Below are 22,886 nucleotides of genomic sequence, written 5' to 3'. Positions count from 1 at the left end.
CTTTCAGATCCAGCTGGGCATCCACATGCGCAGCCGCCATTGCTCGTAGGGGATCACCTCGGCCGTCCAGATGGGCAGGAAGAACGCGGTGAGCAGCAGCGCGGCCGCCACGAACACCCCGATCACCACTATGCCCCACCGGCGGCGAGCCACCGGAACCGGGCCGTCGTCGGCGGTTCGCGGCGTCGCGAGCACCCTCCCGGCGACCATGGTGAGGCCGAGGACGAGGAACGGTTCGAAGGAGACGGCGTAGAAGAAGAAGGTCGTCCGGTCCGGATAGAGGAACCACGGCAGGTAGCCGGCCGCGACGCCCGCCAGGATCGCGCCGGCCCGCCAGTCGCGGCGGCCGATCCACCAGAACAGCAGCACGATCAGAGCCAGGGCCGCCGTCCACCAGATCAGCGGGTTGCCCACGGACAGGATGGCCGAGGAGCACTTCTGCACGTCGCAGCCGCCCACCGGTCCGGCCGGGGACTCGTAGTAGAACGACGTCGGCCGGCCCATCACGAGCCACGTCCAGGCGCTGGCCTGGTAGGGGTGCTCGGCACTGAGTCCCTGGTGGAACTGGTACGCGGTCAGGTGGTAGTGCCACAGCGACCGCAGGGACGCCGGGATCCAGCCCCACGTCGTCGACGGGTTCTGCGCCGCCCACTGCCGGTCCCACGCGTCGCCGGAGAGGAACCAGCCCGTCCAGGTGACCAGGTAGGTGACGGAGGCGACGGGCACGATCGCGACGAAGGCGGGCAGGCCGTCCTTGACGATGCCGGCCCGGATCCAGTGCTGGATGCCGGCGAGCCGGCGGGCGTTCAGATCCCACAGCAGGGTCATCAGGCCGAAGACGACGACGAACGAGAGGGCGGACCACTTGGTGCCGAGCGCGAGGCCGAGCAGCACCCCGGCGGCCAACCGCCACGGCCGCAACCCGAGGAAGGGGCCGGTCCGCAGCAGCGCGGGCCGGGCGGCGGTCACGGTGCCCAGGCCGTCCGCGGCAGCGTCGGAGAGCCGACGCGCGAGCCGTCGGCGGCCGTCGTCCCGGTCCAGCAGGAGGGCGACGAACGCGGCGAGGAGGAAGAAGGAGAGGAAGATGTCCAGCAGCCCGGTGCGGGACATCACGAGGTGGTGGCCGTCGATGGCGAGCAACAGCGCGGCGAGGCCCGCGAGGACCCGCGAGCGGAACAGCAGCCAGGCGGCGAGGCCGATCAGCACGATGCTCAAGGTGCCGACGGCGGCCGCGCTGAACCGCCAGCCGAACCCGTTGTCGGAGCCGAACAGCCACATCCCGACGGCGATCAGCCACTTGCCCACGGGCGGGTGGACCACGTACTCCGGATTGCTCTCCAGCACCGGGCGCCCGGCGATGAACGCCGCGTTGGCGTTGTCCGGCCAGGTCCGCTCGTAGCCGCTCTGCAGCATCGACCAGGCGTCCTTGACGTAGTACGTCTCGTCGAACACCAGGGAGTGCGGCTCGCCGAGCCGGACGAAGCGGAGCAGCCCGCCGACGACGGCGGCGACCGCGATCAGCGCCCACCCGGCCGGGCCGAGACCGGCCGAGCCGAGGCCCGCGGGGAAGCCGATCAGCCGGAGCTTCAGGGCGGTGAACGTGAGGGCCTCGCCGGGGGCCAGCACCCGCCGGGAGGCGATGCTCCACGAGCGGCGGAGCCGGGACGTGGTGGGAGCGGATACCGGGCGGGTCGACGCGGGATCGGTCTCGGTCGGACTCGCTGGGTGGCTCACCCGACCATGCTACGGGCCGGTGCTGTGCGGTCCCGGGCGTGACGGCAGGTGTCGGGCGGGGTGTCGGGAACGAGCGTCCCGCAGTTCGGTCCCGGGACACGCCGGCCTCGGCTGCGACCGGGTGTCGGGTGTCGGGTGTCGGGTGTCCGGTGTCCTGCACCCGGTCTCGGGCCCGCCGGTCGGCCCGACACCGCGCCGGGTACCCTCGACGGTGTGGAGCAGCGTGAGGGGACCGGCGTCATCGTCCTGGCGGCGACGCCGATCGGCAACCTCGGGGACGCGAGCGACCGATTGCGCACCCTGCTCGCCACCGCCGACGTCGTCGCGGCCGAGGACACCCGCCGCCTGCACCGCCTGCTGCAGGGCCTCGGCGTGACCACCACCGGCACCGTGACGAGCTACCACGAGCACAACGAGGCCACCCGCACCCCCGAGCTGCTCGAGGCGGCCCGCGCCGGTGCGACCGTGCTGATCGTCACCGACGCCGGCATGCCCGCCGTCTCCGACCCCGGCTTCCGACTGGTCAGTGCCGCGGTGCGGGAGGACGTCCCGGTCACCGTCGCCCCCGGTCCCTCCGCCGTGCTCGCCGCCCTCGCCCTCTCCGGGCTGCCGACCGACCGGTTCTGCTTCGAGGGCTTCCTGCCGCGCAAGACGGGCGAGCGCGCCGCCCGGCTGACCGAGCTCGCCGCCGAGCCCCGCACCATGGTCTTCTTCGAGGCGCCGCACCGGGTCGAGGTGATGCTCGCGGCCCTGGCCGAGGCGTTCGGCCCGGTTCGGGAGGCCGCGCTGGCCCGGGAACTGACGAAGCTGCACGAGGAGGTGCGGCGCGGACCGCTGGAGGCCCTGCTGACCGGCACCCGGGAGGACCCGCCGCGCGGGGAGATCGTCGTCGTGGTCGCCGGAGCGCCGCCGGCCCCGGCGGTGTCCCTGGACGACGCGCTCACCGAGGTCGCGGCGCTGCGTGCCGCCGGCACGCGCCTGAAGGACGCCGCCGCGCAGGTCGCGGCGAGCACCGGGCTGAGTCGGCGGAATCTGTACGAGGCGGCGCTGCGGCAGCCCACCCCCTGATCGTGCATTCGCACCAGTCGACCCCGTCCCGGTCGACCGGATGCACATGGACAGTCCCCGGGCCCGCCCGTAGCGTGGATCACGAAGACGGCGCCCGCACCGGGTGCTGTCCACCCACCATCCGAGCCGGACACGAAGGAGAATGCCGTGGTCGCCACCATCGCCGACCGTGAGAAGGAACTGCTCGACCGGGTCCCCACCGGACTGCTGATCGGCGGCCAGTGGCGCGACGCCACCGGCGGCGCGACCTTCGACGTCGAGGATCCCGCCACCGGACGCACCCTGCTCAGCATCGCCGACGCGAGCCCCGAGGACGGCAAGGCCGCGCTCGACGCCGCCGCTGCCGCCCAGGAGAGCTGGGGCCGCACCCCGGCGCGTGAGCGCGGGGAGATCCTGCGCCGCGCGTTCGACGCCGTGACCGCCCGGGCGGACGAGTTCGCCCTGCTGATGAGCCTCGAGATGGGCAAGCCGCTCGCCGAGGCGAAGGGCGAGGTCACCTACGGCGCCGAGTTCCTGCGCTGGTTCTCCGAGGAGGCCGTGCGCGCCTTCGGCCGGTACTCCGCCTCGCCGGAGGGCAAGCTGCGGGTGCTGACCGTGAAGAAGCCGGTCGGCCCGTGCCTGCTGATCACCCCGTGGAACTTCCCGCTGGCCATGGCCACCCGCAAGATCGCGCCCGCGATCGCGGCGGGCTGCACCATGGTGCTCAAGCCGGCGGCCCTCACCCCGCTCACCTCGCAGCTGTTCGCACAGGTGCTGATGGACGCCGGGCTGCCCGCGGGCGTCCTCAACGTCGTCGCCACCACCAGCGCCGGCAAGGTCACCGGGCCCCTGATCAAGGACGACCGGCTGCGGAAGATCTCCTTCACCGGTTCGACGCCGGTCGGCCGCCGGCTGCTCGCCGACGCGTCGGAGACCGTCCTGCGCACCTCGATGGAACTCGGCGGCAACGCCCCGTTCCTGGTCTTCGAGGACGCCGACGTGGACGCCGCCGTCGAGGGCGCCATGGCTGCCAAGATGCGCAACATGGGTGAGGCGTGCACCGCGGCCAACCGGTTCCTCGTGCACCGCGACGTCGCCGAGCAGTTCAGCACCGCCTTCGCCGAGAAGATGAAGGCCCTCACGCTCGGCCGCGGCACCGAGGAGTCGACGACGGTGGGCCCGCTGATCGACGCCAAGAGCCGGGACAAGGTGCACGAGCTGGTCACGGCCGCCGTGGAGGACGGCGCGAAGCCGCTCGTCGGTGGCGCGCCCGCCGAGGGCGACGGCTACTTCTACCAGCCCACGGTGCTCGCGGACGTGCCCGCCGGCAACCGGATCCTCCAGGAGGAGATCTTCGGGCCGGTCGCGCCGATCACGGTGTTCGACGACGAGGACGAGGCCGTGCGGCTGGCGAACGCCACCGAGTACGGTCTCGCCGCTTACGTCTTCACGAAGGACCTGAACCGGGGCCTGCGGATCGGTGAGCGTCTCGAGGTCGGCCTGCTCGGCCTGAACGCCGGGGTGATCTCCAACGCGGCCGCGCCGTTCGGTGGCGTCAAGCAGTCCGGCATGGGCCGCGAGGGCGGCACCGAGGGCCTCTCCGAGTACCTCTCGACCCAGTACGTCGGCATCAGCGACCCCTGGGCCGACCTGGCCTGACGATCCGGTTGCCGGCCGGCAGCGGCCGGCGGATCCGCTCGGATGACGAACGGCGCCCCACCCGATCGGGTGGGGCGCCGTTCGTCGCCCTGTCGTTCCGGGGTTCTGACGGTGACGAGGAGTGGAGCGGGACGCCGGTGGGGTGTCAGCCGTCGCCGCGGTCACGGAGCCGGGTGAGTAGGGAGCGCGGTGCCAGGGCGGCGCCCCACCGGGCCGTCCGGGGGAGCGGACGCAGCAGGGCGGCGCGCAGGGCTTCGACGTCGGCGGCCCGCACCCGACCGTCGTCCTGCTCGGGCTCCGGAGGCCGGGACGGTCCTGCCCCGGCCGGCACCGGCCGTCCGTACCGTGCCCGCTCGACGGCGGCGACCAGACGGTCCGCCGCCGGCGCGGGGAGGGGGCTGGAGCCGCCGAGCCGGGCCAGGAAGGCCCGCGGCGTCTCGTGCGCTCCCGGCCCGCGGCCGACGTCGACGGCCGTGTCGACGACCTCCCGCCAGGCCGTCAGTGCGGCCGTGCCGGAGTCGGCGTCGCGCACCGCGTCCAGCCGCCGTCGCCGCCGCGTCACCCGCAGCAGGGCCGGCACCAGCAGCAGCGCGATCAGCAGCACGACCCCGGTGACCAGGCCGGCCAGCCACGGCGAGCTCGTGCGGGTGGCCTGCGTGGTCGCCGCGTCCGGGGCCGTGGTGGCCGAGGCCGACTCCGGCGCCGCCGCGGGGGCCGCGCCGCTCTGCTGCCGCGGGTCCTCACCGCTGGTGTCCGGCGCCGCGGAGGCCCCGCCACCGGGCGTCACCGTGTATCCGGGCAGGACGCCGCGGCCCGGCGTGGGCTCGAACGGCACCCAGCCGTCGTCCTCGAACCACAGTTCCGGCCAAGCGTGCGCGTCCCGCGAGTCGGACGAGAAGGTCTGCCACTGCTGCCCGCGCGGGGCGCGGCTGGTGTCGCCCACCGGGGACTCGGCGACGCGGCCCGGCGCCAGTCCCACCACGATCCGGCTGGGGATGCCCATGGCCCGGGCGAGCACGGCCATCGTCGACGCGAAGTGGACGCAGTAGCCCTCGCGCTGGGTCAGGAACTCGCCCACGATGCGGATCCCGGTGCCGTCGTACCCGTTGCGGCCCGGGGCGTCCAGGGAGTACGTGAACGAGCCGCCGCGCAGGAACTGCTGGATGGCGAGCGCCCGGGCGAAGTGGTCCGGGCTGGTGGCGGCCAGCCGGTCCGCGGTCTCCCTGATCACGGCCGGCATCTGGTTGGGCAGCTGCAGGGTGGACGCCATCGATGCGGGCACCCGGTTCGGGGAGGCGAGCAGGCCCTGCCGCGTCAGTTCCGGGGTGATCAGCTGGGTCGCGTACTCGGCGGACGGGTAGCCGTGACCGTCCACGGTGCGCACGTCGCCGGTCCTCGGGTTGACGAGCCAGCGGGCGTCGTCGGTGCTGACGTACCGGGCGTTCTGGGGGAGCGGGAGCCATGGCATGGAGTACCCGGTGGTCTGCACCCGGGCGTAGTCGGTGCGGCCCGAAGGAGCCGGCCCGTCGGTCAGGGTGTTGCGCAGCGACTCGTAGGCGCGGGTGTCCTGATCGGGCCCCCACTGGGATCCCTCGAGGTCGGTGATGGTGGACATCCGCAGGTAGACGGGGTTGTCCGCGGTCGTCGAGTACCGGACCTCGCCGCGCCCGGCCTGCGGTGCCTTCAGATCGTCGCCCAGGCGGATCAGCGGGCTCACCCGGTCGTCCGGTTCGACCAGCCGCAACCGGGAGCCGTGCGGGAACAGGCCACTGGTGAAACCGGGGATCGCGGCGGGCACGGCCAGCGAGGCGACGAGGACGACGACGCCGAGGATCGCCGTCGAGACCCATCCCGCCGGGGCCGAGTCCAGCGTGTCGGTGTGCCGGGACGGGCCGTCGCCGCCGACGACAGCATCGGCGGCCGTGGCGGACGAGACGGTCGCGGACGAGCCCTCCGGCGACCGGCGGAGCGCCCACGCATGCCCGGCGGCGAGGACGAGCAGGTAGCCGACCGCGGCCCCGGCGAAGCCGAGCACCCCGATGCTGTCCGGGCGCATCAGCGCGGGCACCAGCAGCAGCGCGAGCAACGGGACGCCGCCGAGCGCCGGCATCCGCAGGCTGAAGACGAGGGCCTCGACGACGAGGGCGATCAGCCCCGCGGCCACCGAGAACAGCATCAGCGTGCCGGTGTCCGCCTCGACGGGGATCACCGAGGTGCGGATCAGGTCCGAGGTGGCCGTCAACGCGTCGGCGGCGGCGGTAAGCGTGCCCGTGGTCGGGACGACGCCGAGCAGGGTCGTCGTCGGGAAGTAGACGGCGCTCACGGCGGCGACGAGGACGACGGCCCCGGCGACGGTGAGAACGCCCTCGGGCGCGCGGACGACGCGCAGCAGCGCGACCGGCAGGAGGGCGACGGCGGTGCACACCAGCACCGGCACCATCCACGCGCTGCCCAGCAGCACCCCGGTGACCGGGGGGAGGGTCAGTCCGACGGCGATCAGCACGACGAGCGCCGGCACCATGCCGAAGGGATCGAGACGCCCGGGACCGCGGCGTCGCCCCGACGCGCCGGGCGAGGAGCCGGTGGCGGGGCGACCGGCGGAAGGCCCGGCGGGGGGGGTGTCGGTGACGGTCATCGGGTGGATCCTCGGGAGTCGGTGGTGCTGCCGGGCCGGCCGACCGAGCCGGTCCCGCCGGCCGTCCCGCCGATGGGACCGGTGACGAGGGGGTGGCGCCGGGCCGGCCGCGTGGTGTGCTCGCGGGTGAGGGTCTCCCACGTGGAGCGGACCGTCGCGTGGCGCTCGACCGCGACGGCCGCCCAACCGGCGTCGCGCAGCCGGTTCAGGGTGCGGCCCGCGGCCTCGGGGCGGGGGAGGACGAGCACGACGTGGGCGGCGGCGACCGAGCCGGCCAGCGCGGCCAGTCTCGCGGTCTCCGTGTCCGTCAGCTCGCCGGCGAGGACGAACAGGTCCCCGTCCGGAACGTCGTGCGGCAGACCGCGCAGCACCGCCGGATCGAAGACGGGGTGATCGGCGGGGTGGTCGGTGTCCTCGCCGGACCGGCCGGACCCGGAAGGCCGGTTGCCACGCGAGAGGCCCCGCCGGGTTCGCGCGGCCGCGGTCCGGCCGGTCTCGCGCAGCGACAGCCCGGCCAGTCCCTCGGCGAGGTCGGCGACGCCGGCCGCGCGGGCGAACAGCTCCTGGCGGTCGTCCAGCGCCGTCGGGCTCGTCCCGAGCAGGGGGTTCCCGTCGGCCGACCGGACGACGACGTCGGCCCCGATCCGGCTCAGTTCCGCCGCGAGGGACAGGCCGAGGCTGACCAGCAGCTCGAACCCGTCGCTGGTGACGAGCTGCCCGCTGCCGGCGGACGGAGCGAACGCGGCCCCGGTGCGGGAGAGGTGGGCGCCGATCCGATCGTCGACGAGCAGGACGGCGGGGGGCGTCGTCGTGCTCAGTTCCTGGCGCACCATGAGCTTGCCATGGCGGGCGCTCGCGGGCCAGTGCACGCGGCGGATCGGGTCGCCGGGGTGGTAGTCCCGGGTGCTGACGTCGATGTCCGACTGTGCGGTGGTGCGCACGGCCGGGCTCAGTCCGCGCACGTCGCGCCAGCCCTCGTCCTGCCCGCCGCGCAGGTCGACGAGCCGGGGCCGGACGACGACGGTATCGGCTTCCCCGGTCAGCACCTGCCGTGCCGTCATTCCGAACGGGTCCTGGCGGCGCAGTCGCAGCGGGCCGGCGGTGTAGACACCCCGCCGGGTCGGGTGCAGCTCGTAGCGGTACCGGCCGCGCACGCGCCGGGTGCGCGCGCCGTCGCCGGCGGGCATCTGCCCCGGTTCGGGCACCCGGAACCGCAGCGGGGTGCCCAGCGCGGGGTCCACGTCCTCCTGGGCGAGGGCCTGCACGCCGTTGACGGTGCCGTCCACGGCCAGGTGCACGCGCACGGGCCGGCCCACCTCCGCCCGGTCCGGGTCGAACCAGCGGCGCGCGGTGAGCACGGGGCGGGACCACCTCAGGTACAGCAGGCCCGCGCCCGGCAGCAGGAGCAGGAAGATGCCGAGTGAGAGCAGGTCGCGCCGGCCCAGGATCTGCGCGGCCAGCAGGGCCGCGACGGCGACGGCGAGGAAGCTCCAGCCGCGCCGGGTCAGGGGCCAGCGGGCCTCGTCCGCGGAGCGCGCAGCGGCCCGGGCGGTGCCGCCACGACGTTCCCCGTCGCGGCCGGCCCCGCCCCGGGAGCCTCGCGCGGTGGCGTCGCGGTACATCGCCGCCGTCCCTGCCTTCCCCGCCCGCTCCGTCGTCAGCCCCGGCCGGCCTCGACCGGCACGGACGCGAGGACCGCGTCCAGGGCGTCGGCCACCGCGGCGTCGGGGTCGGAGGAGCGGCGCACCGGGACCAGGCGGTGGGCCAGGACCGTGGGGGCCAGGCGGGCGACGTCGTCGGGGAGCACGTAGTCCCGGCCCGAGAGGGCGGCCTCCGCCTTCGCCGCCCGCAGCAACTGCAGCAGCGCCCGGGGGCTCGCGCCCAGGGACAGGCCCGCGTGGTTGCGGGTGGCGTTGCCGATCCGCACCACGTAGGCGTGCACCGCGTCGGAGACGTAGACGGCGCGGACCTGCCGGATCAGGGAGGCGACCTCGGGGAGGCCGATCACCGGCCGCAGATCCTCCAGCGGGGAGGCCGCCTGATGCGTGCGCAGCATGGTGATCTCGGCGTTCTCGTCGGGATACCCCAGCGTCACCCGCGCCATGAACCGGTCCCGCTGCGCCTCGGGCAGCGCGTACGTGCCCTCCATCTCCAGCGGGTTCTGCGTCGCGACCACCATGAAGGGCTCGGGCAGCAGGTGCGTGATCCCGTCGGCCGTGACCTGCCGCTCCTCCATGCACTCGAGCATCGCGGACTGGGTCTTCGCGGAGGCACGGTTGATCTCGTCGGCGATGACGAGGTGCGCGAACACCGGGCCGGGCCGGAACTCGAACTCGGTGGTGCGCTGGTCGAAGATCGCTACCCCGGTCACGTCCGAGGGCAGCAGGTCCGGGGTGAACTGGATCCGGGTGACCGTCGCGTCGATCGTGCGGGCCAGGGAGCGGGCCAGCAGCGTCTTGCCCACCCCGGGCACGTCCTCCAGCAACAGGTGGCCCTCCGCCAGCAGCACCGTCAGGGCGGTGCGCGCCGCTTCGGCCTTGCCGTCGATCACCGTGCCGATCGCGTCGAGGACCGCCGTGGTCAGGGCCGCGAACGGCGCCTCCGTCAGCTCGGCCGCGGTGCCGGGTTCGGCTCCTGTCGCCATGGACTCTCCGCTCGTAACGGCGCGGTACCCGCCCTGCCCGGTGGGCATGCGCAGCCGCGATCCGACCAGCGTACCCAACCTCGCTCTGGCTACGCTGGACACATGTCCCCCTCCTCCAGCGACGCCCGTCCGCCCGCCGCCGGTCAGGCCCCGCCCGAGTACCGGACCCCCGCCGCAGCCGGCTCGTCGGAGGCCGGGTCGGAGGCGGGGTCGGGGGCAGAGTCGGAGCCGGGCCGCCGGCGCAGTTCGACGGGGGAGAACGGTCGGTCGCGCCGGCTGACCTATCCGCCGGCTCCCGAGCCGCTGCCCCTGCCGGTGATGGACAACCACACCCACCTGGACTTCCACGACGGGCTGGTCGAGGTGGATCCGGCTGCCGCCCTGGACGCCGCCGAACGGGTGGGCGTCGCCGGCGCGGTGCAGGTCGGCTGCGACCTCGAGTCCTCCCGGTTCACCGTGGCCGCGATCGAGCGGGACCCGCGGCTGCTCGGCGCCGTGGCGATCCACCCGAACGAGGCCGTCCGGTACGCCGCCCGCGGCGAGCTGGACGCCGCCCTGGCCGAGATCGAGGCGCTCGCCGCCCACCCGCGGGTCCGGGCGATCGGGGAGACGGGCCTGGACTACTTCCGCACGCCGCGCGAGGACGCCGGCCCGCAGCACACCTCGTTCCGCCGGCACCTCGACCTCGCGTGCCGGCTCGGCAAGGCCCTGCAGATCCACGACCGGGACGCCCACGACGACGTCGTCGCCATCCTGCGCAGTGCCCCCGAGCCTCCCGCCGTCGTGTTCCACAGCTTCTCCGGTGACGGCGAGCTGGCCCGCCTGTGCAACGACCGGGGCTGGTACATGTCCTTCTCGGGCACCGTGTCCTTCGGGAACGCCGACGCGCAGCGGGAGGCGCTGCGGGTCGCGCGCCCCGAGCTGCTGCTCGTCGAGACCGACGCCCCGTTCCTCACCCCGCACCCGCACCGCGGGCGCCCCAACGCCAGCTACCTGGTGCCGTACACGGTCCGGTCGATGGCGACGACGCGCGGGACGGAGCTGGCCGAGCTGTGCGCCGTCCTGCGGGAGAACACGGAGCGGGTGTACGGGACGTGGGCCGCCGACGAGGACGCCTCCCCGGCGGTGCCGGCCACCTGATCACCGGATGACGCCACACGTCCCCGGACGGCGTGGTGGTTGGCCATCAGGTCACGATTCGGTTACGGTCGAACCAGGCCGCCCGCGGATCCGGGCCGCCCGCCGTCCCGCTGCCGGGTCCGTGCGCCTCGCGGCGGACGCCGGCGTCTGCGCCACCGACCAAGCCCTGGGGGGCCTGCCTCGTGACCACCCGTCCCACTCTGCGCCGCCGGCGTCAGCGCCGGATCGCCGGGTTCCTCGCCGGTGCCGTGCTCGTGAGCGTCCTCGCCGTCGCCGGAGCCGTCGGCCTGGCCGTCGCCTCGCCCGCCCGCACCGTCACCATCACCGTGATCGACGGCGCCGCGCGGCCCACCACCACGGCCGTGCAGGCCGATGCCGGTCGCGTCGGTGACGTGCTCGCGCAGGCCGGGGTGACCGCGGGCGCGCAGGACGACGTCGACCCGGGCCTCGACGAGCAGGTGGGCGACGACGACGCCATCCGCATCACCCGGGCCAAGGAGCTCGACCTCGTGATCGACGGGCGACCCCGCCACCTGACCACCCCGCTGCGCACGGTCGGCGAGCTGATCCACTCGCTCGCCCTGCCGGCCGGCACCCGGGCCGCCGTCCCCGACGACCGGGACCTGACGACCGCACCGCACCCCCTCGCCATCGCGACACCCAAGCGCATCACCATCACCGTCGACGGCCGGACGTCGACCGTGCGCACCGCTGCGCCGACCGTCCGGCAGGCCGTCACCGAGCAGGGCATCCGGATCGGTGCGCGGGACCAGGTCACGCCCGACGCCGGAAGCGTGCCGACCGCGCAGTTGCGCATCACCGTCACCCGGATCGGCACCGGTCCCACCGTGAAGGAACGCGAGAGCGTCCCGTACAGCACCGAGGTGCGGCAGGACCCCACCCGGTACGCGGGCGAGACCGTCGTCCTGCGCGACGGGGTGCCGGGGGAGATCGTGCGCAGCTTCGCGACCCGTACGGTCGACGGACAGCCCCGCGGACGGGTGCTCGTGGGGTCCACGACCGTCCGGCAGCCCGTCTCCCGCATCGTCTCCGTCGGCACCCTGGACCGGCCCGGTCAGGCCCCGCCGGAGAGCGACGGCGGAGCGGCCGTCCCCGGCACCGGCTCCCTGCCCGCGGATCCCGCGCCGGCCCCGGCGGCTCCCGCCACGGCCGCCCCCGCTCCGGCCCCCCAGCCGTCGTCCTCGATGCCGGATCCGACGGATCCCACCCAGCCGGACCCCACGCAGCCCGGTCCGACCCAGCCGGAGCAGACCTCCGACGCCCGGCTGCCGCAGGCGGAGGGCTCGCCGTTGCCGTCGGCCTCCTCGCCCGCGCCGTCCGCGTCGACCTCCTCGACGGATGCCCCGGCGGCCGGCCCGCAGCCGGCGACCGGGAACGCCACGGGCGGATCCGCGTCGTCGTCCACGGTGCTGCCGTCAGCGCCCGCCCCGGTGGTCGGCGGGGACCCGTCCGGCGTCCTCTCCGGGGTCGGGACGGCGACCCGGTCCGCGCTCCTCTCCGGCGGCCTCGCCTAGACGGGTGCCCACGCGGCCCCTCCACCCGAGCCGCGTCGTGCGGCGTGAGGGAGCCCGCGGCGTCGCTACGATGATTGGCATGACCGCTGATCTGCCCGCGCCCGCGGCCGGCTCCACCGACGGCCTCCTGGGAGCGGCACAGATCCGGCAGCTCGCGCAGCAGGCCGGGGTGCAGCCGACCAAGACGCTCGGCCAGAACTTCATGATCGATCCCAACACGATCCGCAGGATCGTCGCCGCGGCGGACGTCGCCGCGGACGAGACCGTGCTCGAGGTCGGTCCGGGGCTCGGCTCCCTCACCCTCGGGCTGCTCGACGCCGCGACCGCCGTCGTCGCCGTCGAGATCGACCCCGTCCTCGCCGGGCAGCTGCCCGCCACCGTGCGCCGGTTCCGGCCGGACCGGGCCGGTGCCCTGACCGTCGTGACCGCCGACGCCGCCGCCGTCACCGGCCTTCCCGGGCGGCCCACCGCGCTCGTCGCGAACCTGCCCTACAACGTCGCCGTGCCCGTGCTGCTGCACCTGCTCGCGACCGTGCCCACCCTGGACCACGGGCTCGTGATGGTGCAGGAGGAGGTCGCGGACCGGCTGGCCGCCGGCCCCGGCAGCCGCACCTACGGGGTTCCCTCCGCCAAGGCCGCCTGGTACGCGAGGGTGCGCCGGGCCGGCACCGTCGGGGCGAACGTCTTCTGGCCGGCCCCGCGGATCAGTTCCGGCCTCGTCTCCTTCGTCCGGCAGCCGCCCCCGCCGACGACGGCGGACCGGCGTGAGGTGTTCGCCGTCATCGACGCCGCGTTCGCCCAGCGACGCAAGACCCTGCGGGCCGCCCTCGCCGGCTGGGCCGGCTCCCCGGCGGCGGCCGAGACCGCCCTGCGTGCCGCCGGTATCGACCCGACGGCCCGCGGCGAGACGCTCGACATCGCCGCGTACGCCCGGCTCGCCCAGCACCGCCCGGTCGAGCCCCGCCCGGCCGAGCACCCGCCCACCCCGCACCGGGCCGGCTGACCGTGCCCGGAACCGGCGGCTCGGTCACCGTCAGCGCACCCGGCAAGATCAACGTCTGCTTCCTGGTCGGGCCGCTGCTCGAGGACGGCTACCACCGGGTGGCGAGCATCTACCAGGCCGTCTCCCTGCTCGAGCACGTCACCGCCACGGCGACCGACGAGCCCGGCATCAGCCTGACCGTCGAGTTCACGCCCGGCAGCGTCCTGGCCGCCCAGGCCCGCCGGCAGCTCGACAGCGGGGTCGACCTGCTGGCGACGATCCCGCGGGACGCGACCAACCTGGCCGCCCGCGCCGCCGCCCTCGTCCTCGCCGCGTCCGACTGGGACGGCGGCGTCCACCTGCGGCTGAGCAAGGCCGTGCCCGTGGCCGGCGGCATGGGCGGCGGCTCGGCCGATGCCGCCGCGGCCCTCGTCGCGTGCGACGCCCTGCTCGGCACCGCCCTGGGCAGTCGTGCCCTTGCCCGGCTGGGCGAGCAGCTCGGCGCGGACGTCCCCTTCGCCCTGCTCGGCGGCGTCGCCGTCGGCCTCGGCACCGGCACCGAACTGACGCCGGCGCTCGCCCCCCGGCCGTTCCACTGGGTGCTCGTGCCCGCCCGCTTCGGCATCTCGACGCCGCGGGCCTTCGCCGCCCTCGACGAGCACCGGCAGGAGGTGGCCGGCGGGGCGGGACCGGACCGCATCCCCGTGCCGGCCCCACCGGCGGACGTCCTGCACGCCCTGCGCGCCGGCGACCCGCACGGCCTGGCCGCCGTCCTGCACAACGACCTGCAGGAGGCGGCGCTGACGCTGGCCCCGCAGCTGCGCCCGGTGCTGGCCGAGGGCCTGGCCGCGGGGGCGCTCGCCGGCATCGTCTCCGGATCCGGCCCGACGCTCGCGCTGCTGTGCCTGGACGAGGACGACGCCGAGGCGGTCGCCACCAGCCTCGGCCACCGTGGCTTCGACGCGGTCCCGGTGACGGGCGCCGTCGGCGGCGCGCAGGTGCTCACCCGCACCGGCGGCTGAGCGGGAGGACCCCGCCGTCTCGCCTACCCTTGAAGGGATATGGCGCATCTTCTGGGGGCCGAGGCCCTCCACCTCGAGTACCCGACCAAGGTCGTCTTCGACTCCGTGACCCTCGGGGTGGAGGAGGGGGACCGGATCGGCATCGTCGGCCGCAACGGCGACGGCAAGTCCTCCCTGCTGGCCATGCTGGCCCGGCGCCGCGAACCCGACGGCGGACGGGTGACCGTGCGCGGCGGCACCCGGATCGGCGTGCTCGAGCAGGCCGACACCCTGCCCGACGACGAGACGATCGGCCACGCCGTCGTCGGCGACGAGCCGGAGCACGAGTGGGCCGGTGACGCCCGCACCCGCGACGTCATCGCCGGTCTGCTCGGCGACCTGCCGTGGGACGCGACGCTCGGCACCCTCTCCGGCGGCCAGCGCCGCCGCGTCTCCCTGGCCCGGTTGCTGCGCGGCGACCACGACATCCTCGCCCTCGACGAGCCCACCAACCACCTGGACATGGAGGCCATCACCTGGCTGGCCGGGCACCTCAAGCGGCGGTGGAGCGCGAACGCCGGCGGCCTGCTCGTCGTGACCCACGACCGCTGGTTCCTCGACGAGGTCTGCACCGCGACCTGGGAGGTGCACGACCGCATCGTCGAGCCCTTCGAGGGCGGCTACGCGGCGTACATCCTGCAGCGGGTCGAGCGGGACCGGCAGGCGGCGGCCAGCGAGGCGCGGCGGCAGAACCTGGCCCGCAAGGAGCTCGCGTGGTTGCGGCGCGGAGCCCCGGCCCGGACGTCGAAGCCGAAGTTCCGCATCGACGCGGCCAACACCCTGATCGAGGACGTCCCCGAGATCCGCAACCGGGTGGACCTGCAGTCCCTCGCCCTCACGCGGCTCGGCAAGGACGTCGTCGACCTCCTCGACGTCTCGGTCGCCTACGACGACCACGAGGTGCTGCACCGGGTCGAGTGGCGGCTCGCGCCGGGGGAGCGGACCGGCATCCTCGGCGTCAACGGCGCCGGCAAGTCCACGCTGCTGGGACTGATCGACGGGGCCGTGGATCCGACGACCGGCCGGGTCAAGCGCGGCAAGACGGTCAAGGTCGCGACCCTGACCCAGCGTCTCGACGAGCTCGAGGAGCACCTCGCGGACCCGGTGCGGGTGGTCGTCGGCCGGCTCCGCGCCACCTACACCCTCGGCACGGGGTCGAAGGCGCAGGAGCTGACGCCCGGCCAGCTGCTCGAGCGGCTCGGGTTCGCCTCGGCGCAGCTGTCCACGCCGGTCAAGGATCTCTCCGGCGGGCAGAAGCGACGGCTGCAGCTGCTGCTCATCCTGCTCGAGCAGCCCAACGTGCTGATCCTCGACGAGCCGACGAACGACCTGGACACCGACATGCTCGCGGCGATGGAGGACCTGCTCGACTCCTGGCCGGGCACCCTCATCGTCGTCAGCCACGACCGGTACTTCCTCGAGCGGGTCACCGACCAGCAGTACGCGATCCTCGACCGCCGGCTGCGGCACCTGCCCGGCGGCGTCGACGAGTACCTGCGGCTGCGCACGACGCAGGACGCGGCCGGTTCCGCGTCGTCCCGGGCCGGTTCATCGAACGGGAACGGTCCGGGCTCCGCGGCCTCAGCCGGGTCCGATCCGGGGTCCGGCGCCGGCCTGTCCGGGGCGGACCTGCGCGCCGCCCAGAAGGAGCTCGCCGCGATCGAGCGGCGCCTCGGCAAGCTCACCGAGCAGATCTCCACCCGCCGCACCGCGCTCGCCGATCACGACCAGGCGGACTACGTCGGTCTCGGCAAGGAGATGGCGGTGATCAACGACCTCGAGCAGGAGACCGCCGAGCTCGAGGAACGCTGGCTGGAGCTCGGCGAGTCGATCTGACGAGGAGTGCCGGCGCCGTCAGTGGCGCTGCGCGAGCAGCACGCCGTCGAGCAGCTCGGCGGACTCTCCCGAGGGCCCGGTCGCGGGGCGGCTGCTCGTCCGTGCGGTGACGATCCGCCACGCGGGCCCCAGCTCGAGCTCGGCGAACTCCTGCTCCGGCCCGGGGAAACGGTGCCCGGGCTGCCGGGCGAGCCCCGACCACGGCGGGGGCGCCGCGTGCGAGACGACCAGCAGATGACCGCCGACGCGGATGTGCTCGGCCGCGCGCCGCAGGATCGCGGTGCGCGGCACCTCGACCGGGGAGTGCAGGAAGCTCGCCGTCACGAGGTCGTACGGCCCCGCGGGTTCCCAGTCGGTCAGGTCGGCGGCGACGAAGCGGGCGACGTCCCCCTGGCCCCGGTCCTCTGCCGCGCGGCGGGCGCGGTCGACGGCGGTCGACGCGATGTCGACCCCGGTCACGGTCCAGCCGCGGCCGGCGAGCCAGATCGCATCCGCGCCCTCGCCGCACGCGAGATCGAGGGCCTTGCCCGGCGGCAGCGGGGAGACGGCCTCGACCACCGCCGGGTTGGGGCGCCCGGACCACACGCGTTGCTCGTCGCGGTACCGGTGCTCCCAGAACTGCCGGGGGCTGCGGTCGGCCGCGTCGTCGTGCCGGTGGTCGGTCACCGACCGAACAGGCGCGCGAACAGGCCGCCCTCGGCCGGCGCCTTCTGCTCCTTGGGGTGGCCGTTGCACCACTGACCGGCGGGAACCGAGCGCTTGACGTCGGCGACGTGCTGGCCGCAGCCGGCCCAGGTGGTCTTTCCGCAGGTCTTGCAGGTCACGGCTCGGCACATGGTGGTTCTCCTCCAGGATTCAGTGGTTCACGGGTTCGAGCGACGGTGGTGTCGCTCGCTGCCACTATACCCCCGGGGGTATCCAGAACGGTACCCGTCCGGGACTGCCGGTGCGGCGAGCACGCAGTGCTTCCACGCCGTGCCGTCGGTGCGGCGTGGAAGACTGAGCGCATGACGACTGCCGCTCCGCGCACCGAGCCCGGTGAACCCGCACCCGGTTGGCTCGTGGACGGAGCGGCCGGCCTCGACGAGGTGATCGAGCGGTGCCGTGCGCACGACGTCACCGTCATCGGGCTGGCGGCCGGCCCGGGGGAGGCCCTGGGCATCCACCTCGGCTCCCGCGTGCGTGACGACTACCGGCGACGGCTCCGGGAGGCGGGCCTGCGCCTGATCACGGTGACCGCGCCGGCGGACCTGCTGGCGGAGCGGCCGGACGAGGGCGTGGCCGCGGACGTCGCCGAGTACCTCGACCTCGCCGCCGACGTCGGTGCCGAGTCCCTGACCCTGACCCTGACAACGGCCCAGGCGGTCGCCCGGGTCGCCGGGGATCCCGCGGGTGGCCACGCCGTCGACCGGCTGCGCATGCTCGCCGACCGTGCCGCCGCCCTCGACGTCGCGGCCGTCCTGCGCAACGCCCCGGCCGTGCCTCGCATCGGGCAGGTCATCGACCTGATCGACGTCCTCCACGACCAGCTCGGCGACGCCGAGGAACGCCCCGCGGATCCGCGTCCGGCTCCGGGCGCCGGGTCCGACGGCGTCGGCGCGAACGCGTCTCCGGCCGTCGATGCTTCTGCCGGTGCGAGTGGTCCCGGCGCCGGTGTCACCGAGGCCGCCGGTGGCGGCGACGCGAAGGGACGCGACTCCTCCGACCGCGCCGCGACCTCGCAGCGCGCCGGCTCCACCCGCGACCGGTCGGCTGATCCCGCAGCGGGCGGCGCGGGCCGACCCGTCGTCATCGGCGCCGTCTGGGACGTCGCCACCAGCCTGGCCGCGGGGGAGGACGCCGCGACCGGGTGGAACCGCGTGCAGCGGTTGCTGCTGCAGTCGCACGGCCACGTGGTGGCCCCCGACGGCGCGACCGCCGCGGCCCTGCACCACGCCGTCCCGGCCAGCGTCCCGGTGCCCGTCCTGGTCGCCGGCCGGCCCGGTGACCACGCCACCCGGGCGGTGGCGGAGGGCGACGACCACGCGACCCCGCCGAACGCCTGAGTCACGAGCACGAACTGCGACGCCTGAACCTCGACACCGGTGACGGCGGCCCGTCCGGCCCGGCCGACGCGCCGCCGCACGACCGTCTCCGCGTGCCCCGTCGACACCGCCGTGGCGCGGCCGCGCACCCTGCCGGGGCGCCTCGCCGATTCACGACCGTCCCGAGCCGGGACCTACACTGTGGGGGTCGCCCGGCGCAGCAGGACCGGGTGGGTCCGCCCTGGTGTAATGGCAGCACCCCGGCCTTTGGAGCCGTGGAGTCTAGGTTCGAGTCCTAGGGGCGGAACGACCCGAATCCCCGATGCGAGGAGAACGAATCCCGTGAGCAGCGACCGGCAGCACGAGACCGGCCGAACCCGTCCCGCCGCCGTGATCGTCCTGGCCGCCGGTGCCGGCACCCGGATGAAGTCGACCCGACCGAAGATCCTGCACGAGATCGCCGGGCGCTCGCTCGTCGAGCACGCCGTCCGCGCGGTCGCCGGCCTGCAGCCCGAACGCCTGGCCGTCGTCGTCCGGCACCAGCGCGACGTCGTCGTCGAGCACCTGGGCACCGTCGCCCCGGACGCCGTGATCGTCGACCAGGACGAGGTCCCCGGCACCGGCCGTGCCGTCGAGGTGGCCGTCGAGGCGCTCGGCGAGCTCGACGGCACCGTCGTGGTCACGTACGGCGACGTGCCCCTGCTCTCCACCGACCTGCTCGGTGAACTCGTCGCGGCGCATCGCCCCGGCGGCGTGACCCTGCTGACCACCGAGCTGGACGAGCCCGGCGCCTATGGTCGCGTGCTGCGCGCGCAGGACGACACCGTGGCCGGCATCGTCGAGTTCAAGGACGCGACGGAGGAGCAGCGCGCGATCCGCGAGGTCAACTCCGGCATCTACGCGTTCGACGCCGCGCTGCTGCGCCGGGTCCTGCCGCAGCTGAGCACGGAGAACGCCCAGCGCGAGAAGTACCTGACCGACGTGATCGGGTTGGCCCGCGCCGAGGGCGTGCCGGTCTCGGCCCTGACCTGCCCCGACCGGTGGCAGCTCGAGGGGGTCAACGACCGGGTGCAGCTCGCCGCGGTCGGCGCGGAACTGAACCGCCGCACCGTCGAGGGCTGGATGCGGGCCGGCGTCACCGTCGTCGATCCCGCGACCACGTGGATCGGCGCGGACGTGACCATCGAGCCGGACGTGACCGTGTTGCCCGGCACGCAGCTGCACGGACGGACGACCGTGGCCACCGGCGCCACCGTGGGCCCCGACTCGACGCTGACCGACGTCGTCATCGGGGCCGGTGCCACCGTGGTCCGCACCCACGGCTCCGGTGCCCGGATCGGCGACGGCGCCACCGTCGGCCCCTTCGCCTATCTGCGGCCCGGCACGGACCTGGGCGCGGACGGCAAGATCGGCACCTTCGTCGAGACGAAGAACGCCACCATCGGCGCCGGCTCGAAGGTCCCGCACCTGAGCTACGTCGGGGACGCCACGATCGGCACCAACTCGAACATCGGCGCGGCGAGCGTGTTCGTCAACTACGACGGCGTCAACAAGCACCACACCACCATCGGCTCGGACGTGCGGATGGGCAGCGACAACATGTACGTGGCCCCCGTCACGGTCGGCGACGGCGCCTACAGCGGGGCCGGTACCGTGATCCGCAAGGACGTCCCCGCCGGGGCGCTCGCCATCAACGTCGCCCCGCAGCGCAACCTCGACGGCTGGGTGACCACGAACCGGACCGGCACGGCCGCGGCGAAGGCCGCGGAGCGGGCGGGCGCGACGACCGACTCCACCACCGACCGACCGACGGCAGAAAGCGATCCTTCATGACGGGCATCAAGGTCCAGGGCGAGAAGCGGATGGTGCTGATCGCCGGGCGCGCGCACCACGAGCTGGCGGAACAGGTGGCGGAGGAGCTCGGCATCGAGCTGCTGCCGACCTCCGCGTACGACTTCGCCAACGGCGAGATCTACGTGCGGTTCGAGGAGAGTATCCGCGGGTGCGACGTGTTCGTGCTGCAGGCGCACCCGTACCCCATCAACAAGTGGCTGATGGAACAGCTGATCATGATCGACTCCGCCAAGCGGGCCTCCGCCAAGCGGATCACGATCGTCTCGCCGTTCTACCCCTACGCCCGGCAGGACAAGAAGCACCGCGGCCGGGAGCCCATCTCCGCCCGCCTGGTCTCGGACCTGTACAAGACGGCCGGCGCCGACCGGCTGATGAGCGTGGACCTGCACACCGCGCAGATCCAGGGCTTCTTCGACGGCCCGGTCGACCACCTGATGGCCATCCCGCTGCTGGCCGACTACGTCCGCACCCGGGTCGACGTCGACGAGGTCACCGTCGTGTCCCCGGACACGGGGCGCGTGCGTGTGGCCGAGCAGTGGGCCGAGCGGCTCGGCGGGGCGCCCCTGGCGTTCGTGCACAAGAGCCGCGACATCACCGTGCCCAACCAGGCCGTCTCCAAGCAGGTCGTCGGCCAGATCGAGGGCCGCACCTGCGTGCTGATCGACGACATGATCGACACCGGCGGCACGATCGCCGGCGCCGTCAACGTGCTCAAGCAGGCCGGTGCGCGTGACGTCATCATCGCCGCGACCCACGCGGTGTTCTCCGACCCGGCCGCGCGCCGCCTGGCCGAGAGCGGGGCCCGCGAGGTCATCGTCACCAACTCGCTGCCCGTCCCGCCGGAGAAGCGCTTCCCGAACCTCACCGTGCTCTCCATCGCGCCGCTGCTGGCGCGGGCGATCCACGAGGTGTTCGACGACGGGTCGGTGACCAGCCTGTTCGACGGCGTCGCGCACTGACGCCACGCCGAGGAGGCGCTGAGAACGCACGACAGGACGGGAGCGCCGGGAGACCGGCGCCCCCGTCCTGCTCTCTCACGGGGGAAGCCCTCGGCAGTGCCCTCGGCGCCGTTTCACCGCGGGCACCACGAGCGGCTAGACTGGACCAGTTGCCCAGGCGAGGGAGCACCCGCTCCGTGATCGACGACATGGCATTCCCCGGCCGGATTCCGGCCGGCGGCTCCGGTGGTCGGCGCAGGCCGATCACCCGCAGAGCAGGGATCCCCGTCTGGCAGGCCCGAGCCGTGGAATCTCCGCGGCGACCACCGCCTCCAGGAGGAACCCCATGGCAGCCAAGACGCTGACCGCCACGTCGCGCACCGAGTTCGGCAAGGGCGCCGCCCGCCGCATCCGCGCCACCAACCAGATCCCCGCCGTCATCTACAGCAACGGTGCCGAGCCGCTGCACGTGACCCTGCCGGGTCACCAGACCATGCTGGTCGTGCGCACCGTCAACGCGCTGCTCGAGATCGACGTGCAGGGCGAGAACCACCTGACCCTGGTCAAGGACGTGCAGCGCAACCCGGTCACCCAGCTGATCGAGCACATCGACCTGCAGGGCGTCCGTCGCGGCGAGAAGGTCACCGTCGACGTCCTCGTGCACGTGGTCGGCGAGCAGGCCGACCCGAACGCCTACGTCAACCTGGACCAGAACTCGATCTCCGTCGAGGCCGACGCCACCGCCATCCCCGAGTCCTTCGAGGCCGACATCACCGGCCGCGAGATCGGTGACCACCTCTACGTCTCGGATCTGGCGCTGCCCGCCGGCGTCAGCCTGGTCACCGACGCGGAGACCCTGCTCGTCAACATCTCCGAGCCGACCGTCCAGGACCTGGGCGAGGAGCCCGAGACCGAGGAGACCGCCGAGGGCGAGACCGCCGAGGGTGAGGCCGCGGAGGGCGAGTCCACCGAGGACGAGTCCGCCGAGTGACGACCCGCATCACCTCGTCCGGCGCCCACCAGCGGTGAGCGCGGACACCTGGCTCGTGGCCGGGCTCGGGAATCCCGGGCCCGGCTACGCGCGTCACCGCCACAACGTGGGGGCCATGGTGCTCGACGAGCTGGCCGGCCGCATCGGCGCCGGTTTCAGTGCCGACCACCGGGCGCGCGCCGCCGTCGCCACGGGCCGGATCCGTCCCGGCGGCCCCCGCGTCGTGCTCGCCAAGCCCGCCGTGTTCATGAACACCTCGGGCGGCCCCGTCGCCGCGCTGCTGCAGTACTACTCGCTGTCCGCCGACCAGCTGATCGTCGTGCACGACGAACTGGACATCCCGTTCGACGACGTCCGGCTCAAGTGTGGCGGCTCCGAGGGCGGTCACAACGGGCTCAAGGACATCTCCCGGGCGACCGGCACCCGGGACTACGTGCGCGTCCGCGTGGGCATCGGCCGTCCGCCCGGTCGGAAGGACCCGGCGGACCATGTGCTCAGCGATTTCGCGAAGGCCGAACAGTCCACCCTGCCGCTGATGCTCGACACCGCCGCCGACGCCGTGGAGGCCGTGATCGAGGACGGTCTGCTGGCCGCGCAGCAGCGATTCCACGCCCGGTGATCCCGGCGCCCGTCATCGTCGTGGAAGCTGGGAGGAACGGAGGGCACTGCCGTGTATGATCACGTCCAGTCGCGAACGCGGTCCCCGCAACCCTCCGATGACGTGGGGTTTTTGGGGACATAGTGACTCGAGATCGGGGGGATCTCGTGGCCGAATGGGGGCAGTGTAGATGGCGACGGGTCGACAG

At 74.3% G+C, this 22,886-nt stretch carries 18 protein-coding genes and 1 tRNA gene; 13 read left to right on the top strand and 6 right to left on the bottom strand.

The features are described from left to right. Window positions 1-3: 3 nt before the first annotated feature. Window positions 4-1,734: a dolichyl-phosphate-mannose--protein mannosyltransferase gene (locus BGP79_RS14270; protein ID WP_076696604.1), complete on the bottom strand. Its 1,731-nt coding sequence runs from the start codon at window positions 1,732-1,734 to the stop codon at window positions 4-6. A gap of 213 nt (window positions 1,735-1,947) precedes the next feature. On the opposite strand from BGP79_RS14270, the gene rsmI reads away from it, so the two are divergent. Together rsmI and BGP79_RS14260 are read left to right on the top strand one after the other, a co-directional pair. Then, complete coding sequence (rsmI, locus tag BGP79_RS14265) at window positions 1,948-2,802, top strand: 16S rRNA (cytidine(1402)-2'-O)-methyltransferase (RefSeq protein WP_076696602.1); 855 nt, start codon at window positions 1,948-1,950, stop codon at window positions 2,800-2,802. 147 nt (window positions 2,803-2,949) lie between these two features. Next, the gene (locus BGP79_RS14260; protein WP_076696600.1) at window positions 2,950-4,440 is read left to right on the top strand and encodes an NAD-dependent succinate-semialdehyde dehydrogenase; all 1,491 of its coding nucleotides are present in this window, start codon (window positions 2,950-2,952) and stop codon (window positions 4,438-4,440) included. A gap of 145 nt (window positions 4,441-4,585) precedes the next feature. Here BGP79_RS14260 and BGP79_RS14255 read toward each other — a convergent pair whose 3' ends face one another. Genes BGP79_RS14255 through BGP79_RS14245 form a run of 3 tightly spaced genes read right to left on the bottom strand, consistent with a single transcriptional unit; the run spans window position 4,586 to window position 9,719 of the window. Next, window positions 4,586-7,075, bottom strand: a complete 2,490-nt coding sequence (locus tag BGP79_RS14255; protein ID WP_076696599.1) for a DUF3488 and transglutaminase-like domain-containing protein — start codon at window positions 7,073-7,075, stop codon at window positions 4,586-4,588. Next, the gene (locus BGP79_RS14250; protein WP_076696597.1) at window positions 7,072-8,697 is read right to left on the bottom strand and encodes a DUF58 domain-containing protein; all 1,626 of its coding nucleotides are present in this window, start codon (window positions 8,695-8,697) and stop codon (window positions 7,072-7,074) included. The genes BGP79_RS14255 and BGP79_RS14250 overlap by 4 nt, the downstream gene beginning before the upstream one ends. Window positions 8,698-8,732: 35 nt before the next feature. After that, window positions 8,733-9,719 (bottom strand): MoxR family ATPase, encoded by a 987-nt coding sequence (locus tag BGP79_RS14245; protein ID WP_076696595.1) that lies wholly within the window; start codon window positions 9,717-9,719, stop codon window positions 8,733-8,735. Between the two features lie 102 nt (window positions 9,720-9,821). Between BGP79_RS14245 and BGP79_RS14240 the strand changes: the two genes are divergently transcribed. The 5 genes from BGP79_RS14240 (at window position 9,822) to BGP79_RS14220 (ending at window position 16,273) form a co-directional block, all read left to right on the top strand. Next, entirely contained in the window at window positions 9,822-10,859 is a 1,038-nt protein-coding gene (locus BGP79_RS14240) for a TatD family hydrolase (protein ID WP_076696593.1), read from the top strand. A gap of 182 nt (window positions 10,860-11,041) precedes the next feature. Then, a complete protein-coding gene (locus tag BGP79_RS14235) occupies window positions 11,042-12,394 on the top strand; it encodes a ubiquitin-like domain-containing protein (RefSeq protein WP_076696591.1) in 1,353 nt (450 codons plus the stop codon). Between the two features lie 79 nt (window positions 12,395-12,473). Beyond that, window positions 12,474-13,397, top strand: coding sequence for a 16S rRNA (adenine(1518)-N(6)/adenine(1519)-N(6))-dimethyltransferase RsmA (gene rsmA / locus BGP79_RS14230; protein ID WP_076696589.1), 924 nt, complete (start codon window positions 12,474-12,476; stop codon window positions 13,395-13,397). Window positions 13,398-13,399: 2 nt separating this feature from the next. Further along, window positions 13,400-14,398 (top strand): 4-(cytidine 5'-diphospho)-2-C-methyl-D-erythritol kinase, encoded by a 999-nt coding sequence (locus BGP79_RS14225; protein ID WP_233121557.1) that lies wholly within the window; start codon window positions 13,400-13,402, stop codon window positions 14,396-14,398. A 39-nt stretch (window positions 14,399-14,437) separates the two neighbouring features. Then, entirely contained in the window at window positions 14,438-16,273 is a 1,836-nt protein-coding gene (locus tag BGP79_RS14220) for an ABC-F family ATP-binding cassette domain-containing protein (protein WP_076696586.1), read from the top strand. Between the two features lie 18 nt (window positions 16,274-16,291). On the opposite strand, the gene BGP79_RS14215 is transcribed toward BGP79_RS14220, so the two are convergent. Both BGP79_RS14215 and BGP79_RS16790 read right to left on the bottom strand, forming a co-directional pair. Next, window positions 16,292-16,939 (bottom strand): bifunctional 2-polyprenyl-6-hydroxyphenol methylase/3-demethylubiquinol 3-O-methyltransferase UbiG, encoded by a 648-nt coding sequence (locus BGP79_RS14215; RefSeq protein WP_076696584.1) that lies wholly within the window; start codon window positions 16,937-16,939, stop codon window positions 16,292-16,294. Next, window positions 16,936-17,109 carry a hypothetical protein gene (locus BGP79_RS16790; RefSeq protein ID WP_198928489.1) on the bottom strand — a complete coding sequence of 58 codons (174 nt, stop codon included), beginning with the start codon at window positions 17,107-17,109 and terminating at the stop codon, window positions 16,936-16,938. Before BGP79_RS16790 ends, BGP79_RS14215 begins: the two co-directional genes overlap by 4 nt. Before the next feature lie 171 nt (window positions 17,110-17,280). Here BGP79_RS16790 and BGP79_RS14210 point away from each other — a divergent pair, with 171 nt between their 5' ends. The 6 genes from BGP79_RS14210 to pth all read left to right on the top strand — a co-directional run bounded on the left by BGP79_RS14210 (window position 17,281) and on the right by pth (window position 22,699). Continuing rightward, complete coding sequence (locus BGP79_RS14210; RefSeq protein WP_076696582.1) at window positions 17,281-18,318, top strand: hypothetical protein; 1,038 nt, start codon at window positions 17,281-17,283, stop codon at window positions 18,316-18,318. Window positions 18,319-18,532: 214 nt separating this feature from the next. Then, window positions 18,533-18,604 (top strand) — tRNA-Gln (locus BGP79_RS14205). Between the two features lie 35 nt (window positions 18,605-18,639). Continuing rightward, window positions 18,640-20,130 carry a bifunctional UDP-N-acetylglucosamine diphosphorylase/glucosamine-1-phosphate N-acetyltransferase GlmU gene (glmU, locus tag BGP79_RS14200; protein ID WP_076696581.1) on the top strand — a complete coding sequence of 497 codons (1,491 nt, stop codon included), beginning with the start codon at window positions 18,640-18,642 and terminating at the stop codon, window positions 20,128-20,130. Further along, a complete protein-coding gene (locus tag BGP79_RS14195) occupies window positions 20,127-21,110 on the top strand; it encodes a ribose-phosphate diphosphokinase (protein WP_076696579.1) in 984 nt (327 codons plus the stop codon). Before glmU ends, BGP79_RS14195 begins: the two co-directional genes overlap by 4 nt. Before the next feature lie 325 nt (window positions 21,111-21,435). Continuing rightward, entirely contained in the window at window positions 21,436-22,080 is a 645-nt protein-coding gene (locus BGP79_RS14190) for a 50S ribosomal protein L25/general stress protein Ctc (RefSeq protein WP_076696577.1), read from the top strand. Between the two features lie 34 nt (window positions 22,081-22,114). After that, complete coding sequence (gene pth, locus BGP79_RS14185; protein WP_076696575.1) at window positions 22,115-22,699, top strand: aminoacyl-tRNA hydrolase; 585 nt, start codon at window positions 22,115-22,117, stop codon at window positions 22,697-22,699. The last annotated feature ends 187 nt before the right edge of the window (window positions 22,700-22,886 follow it).

Source organism: Tersicoccus sp. Bi-70 (assembly GCF_001968825.1).
Taxonomy (GTDB): Bacteria; Actinomycetota; Actinomycetes; order Actinomycetales; family Micrococcaceae; genus Tersicoccus.
The sequence above is the reverse complement of the archived record's forward strand: the minus strand, read 5'-3'. Positions and strand labels throughout refer to the sequence as shown.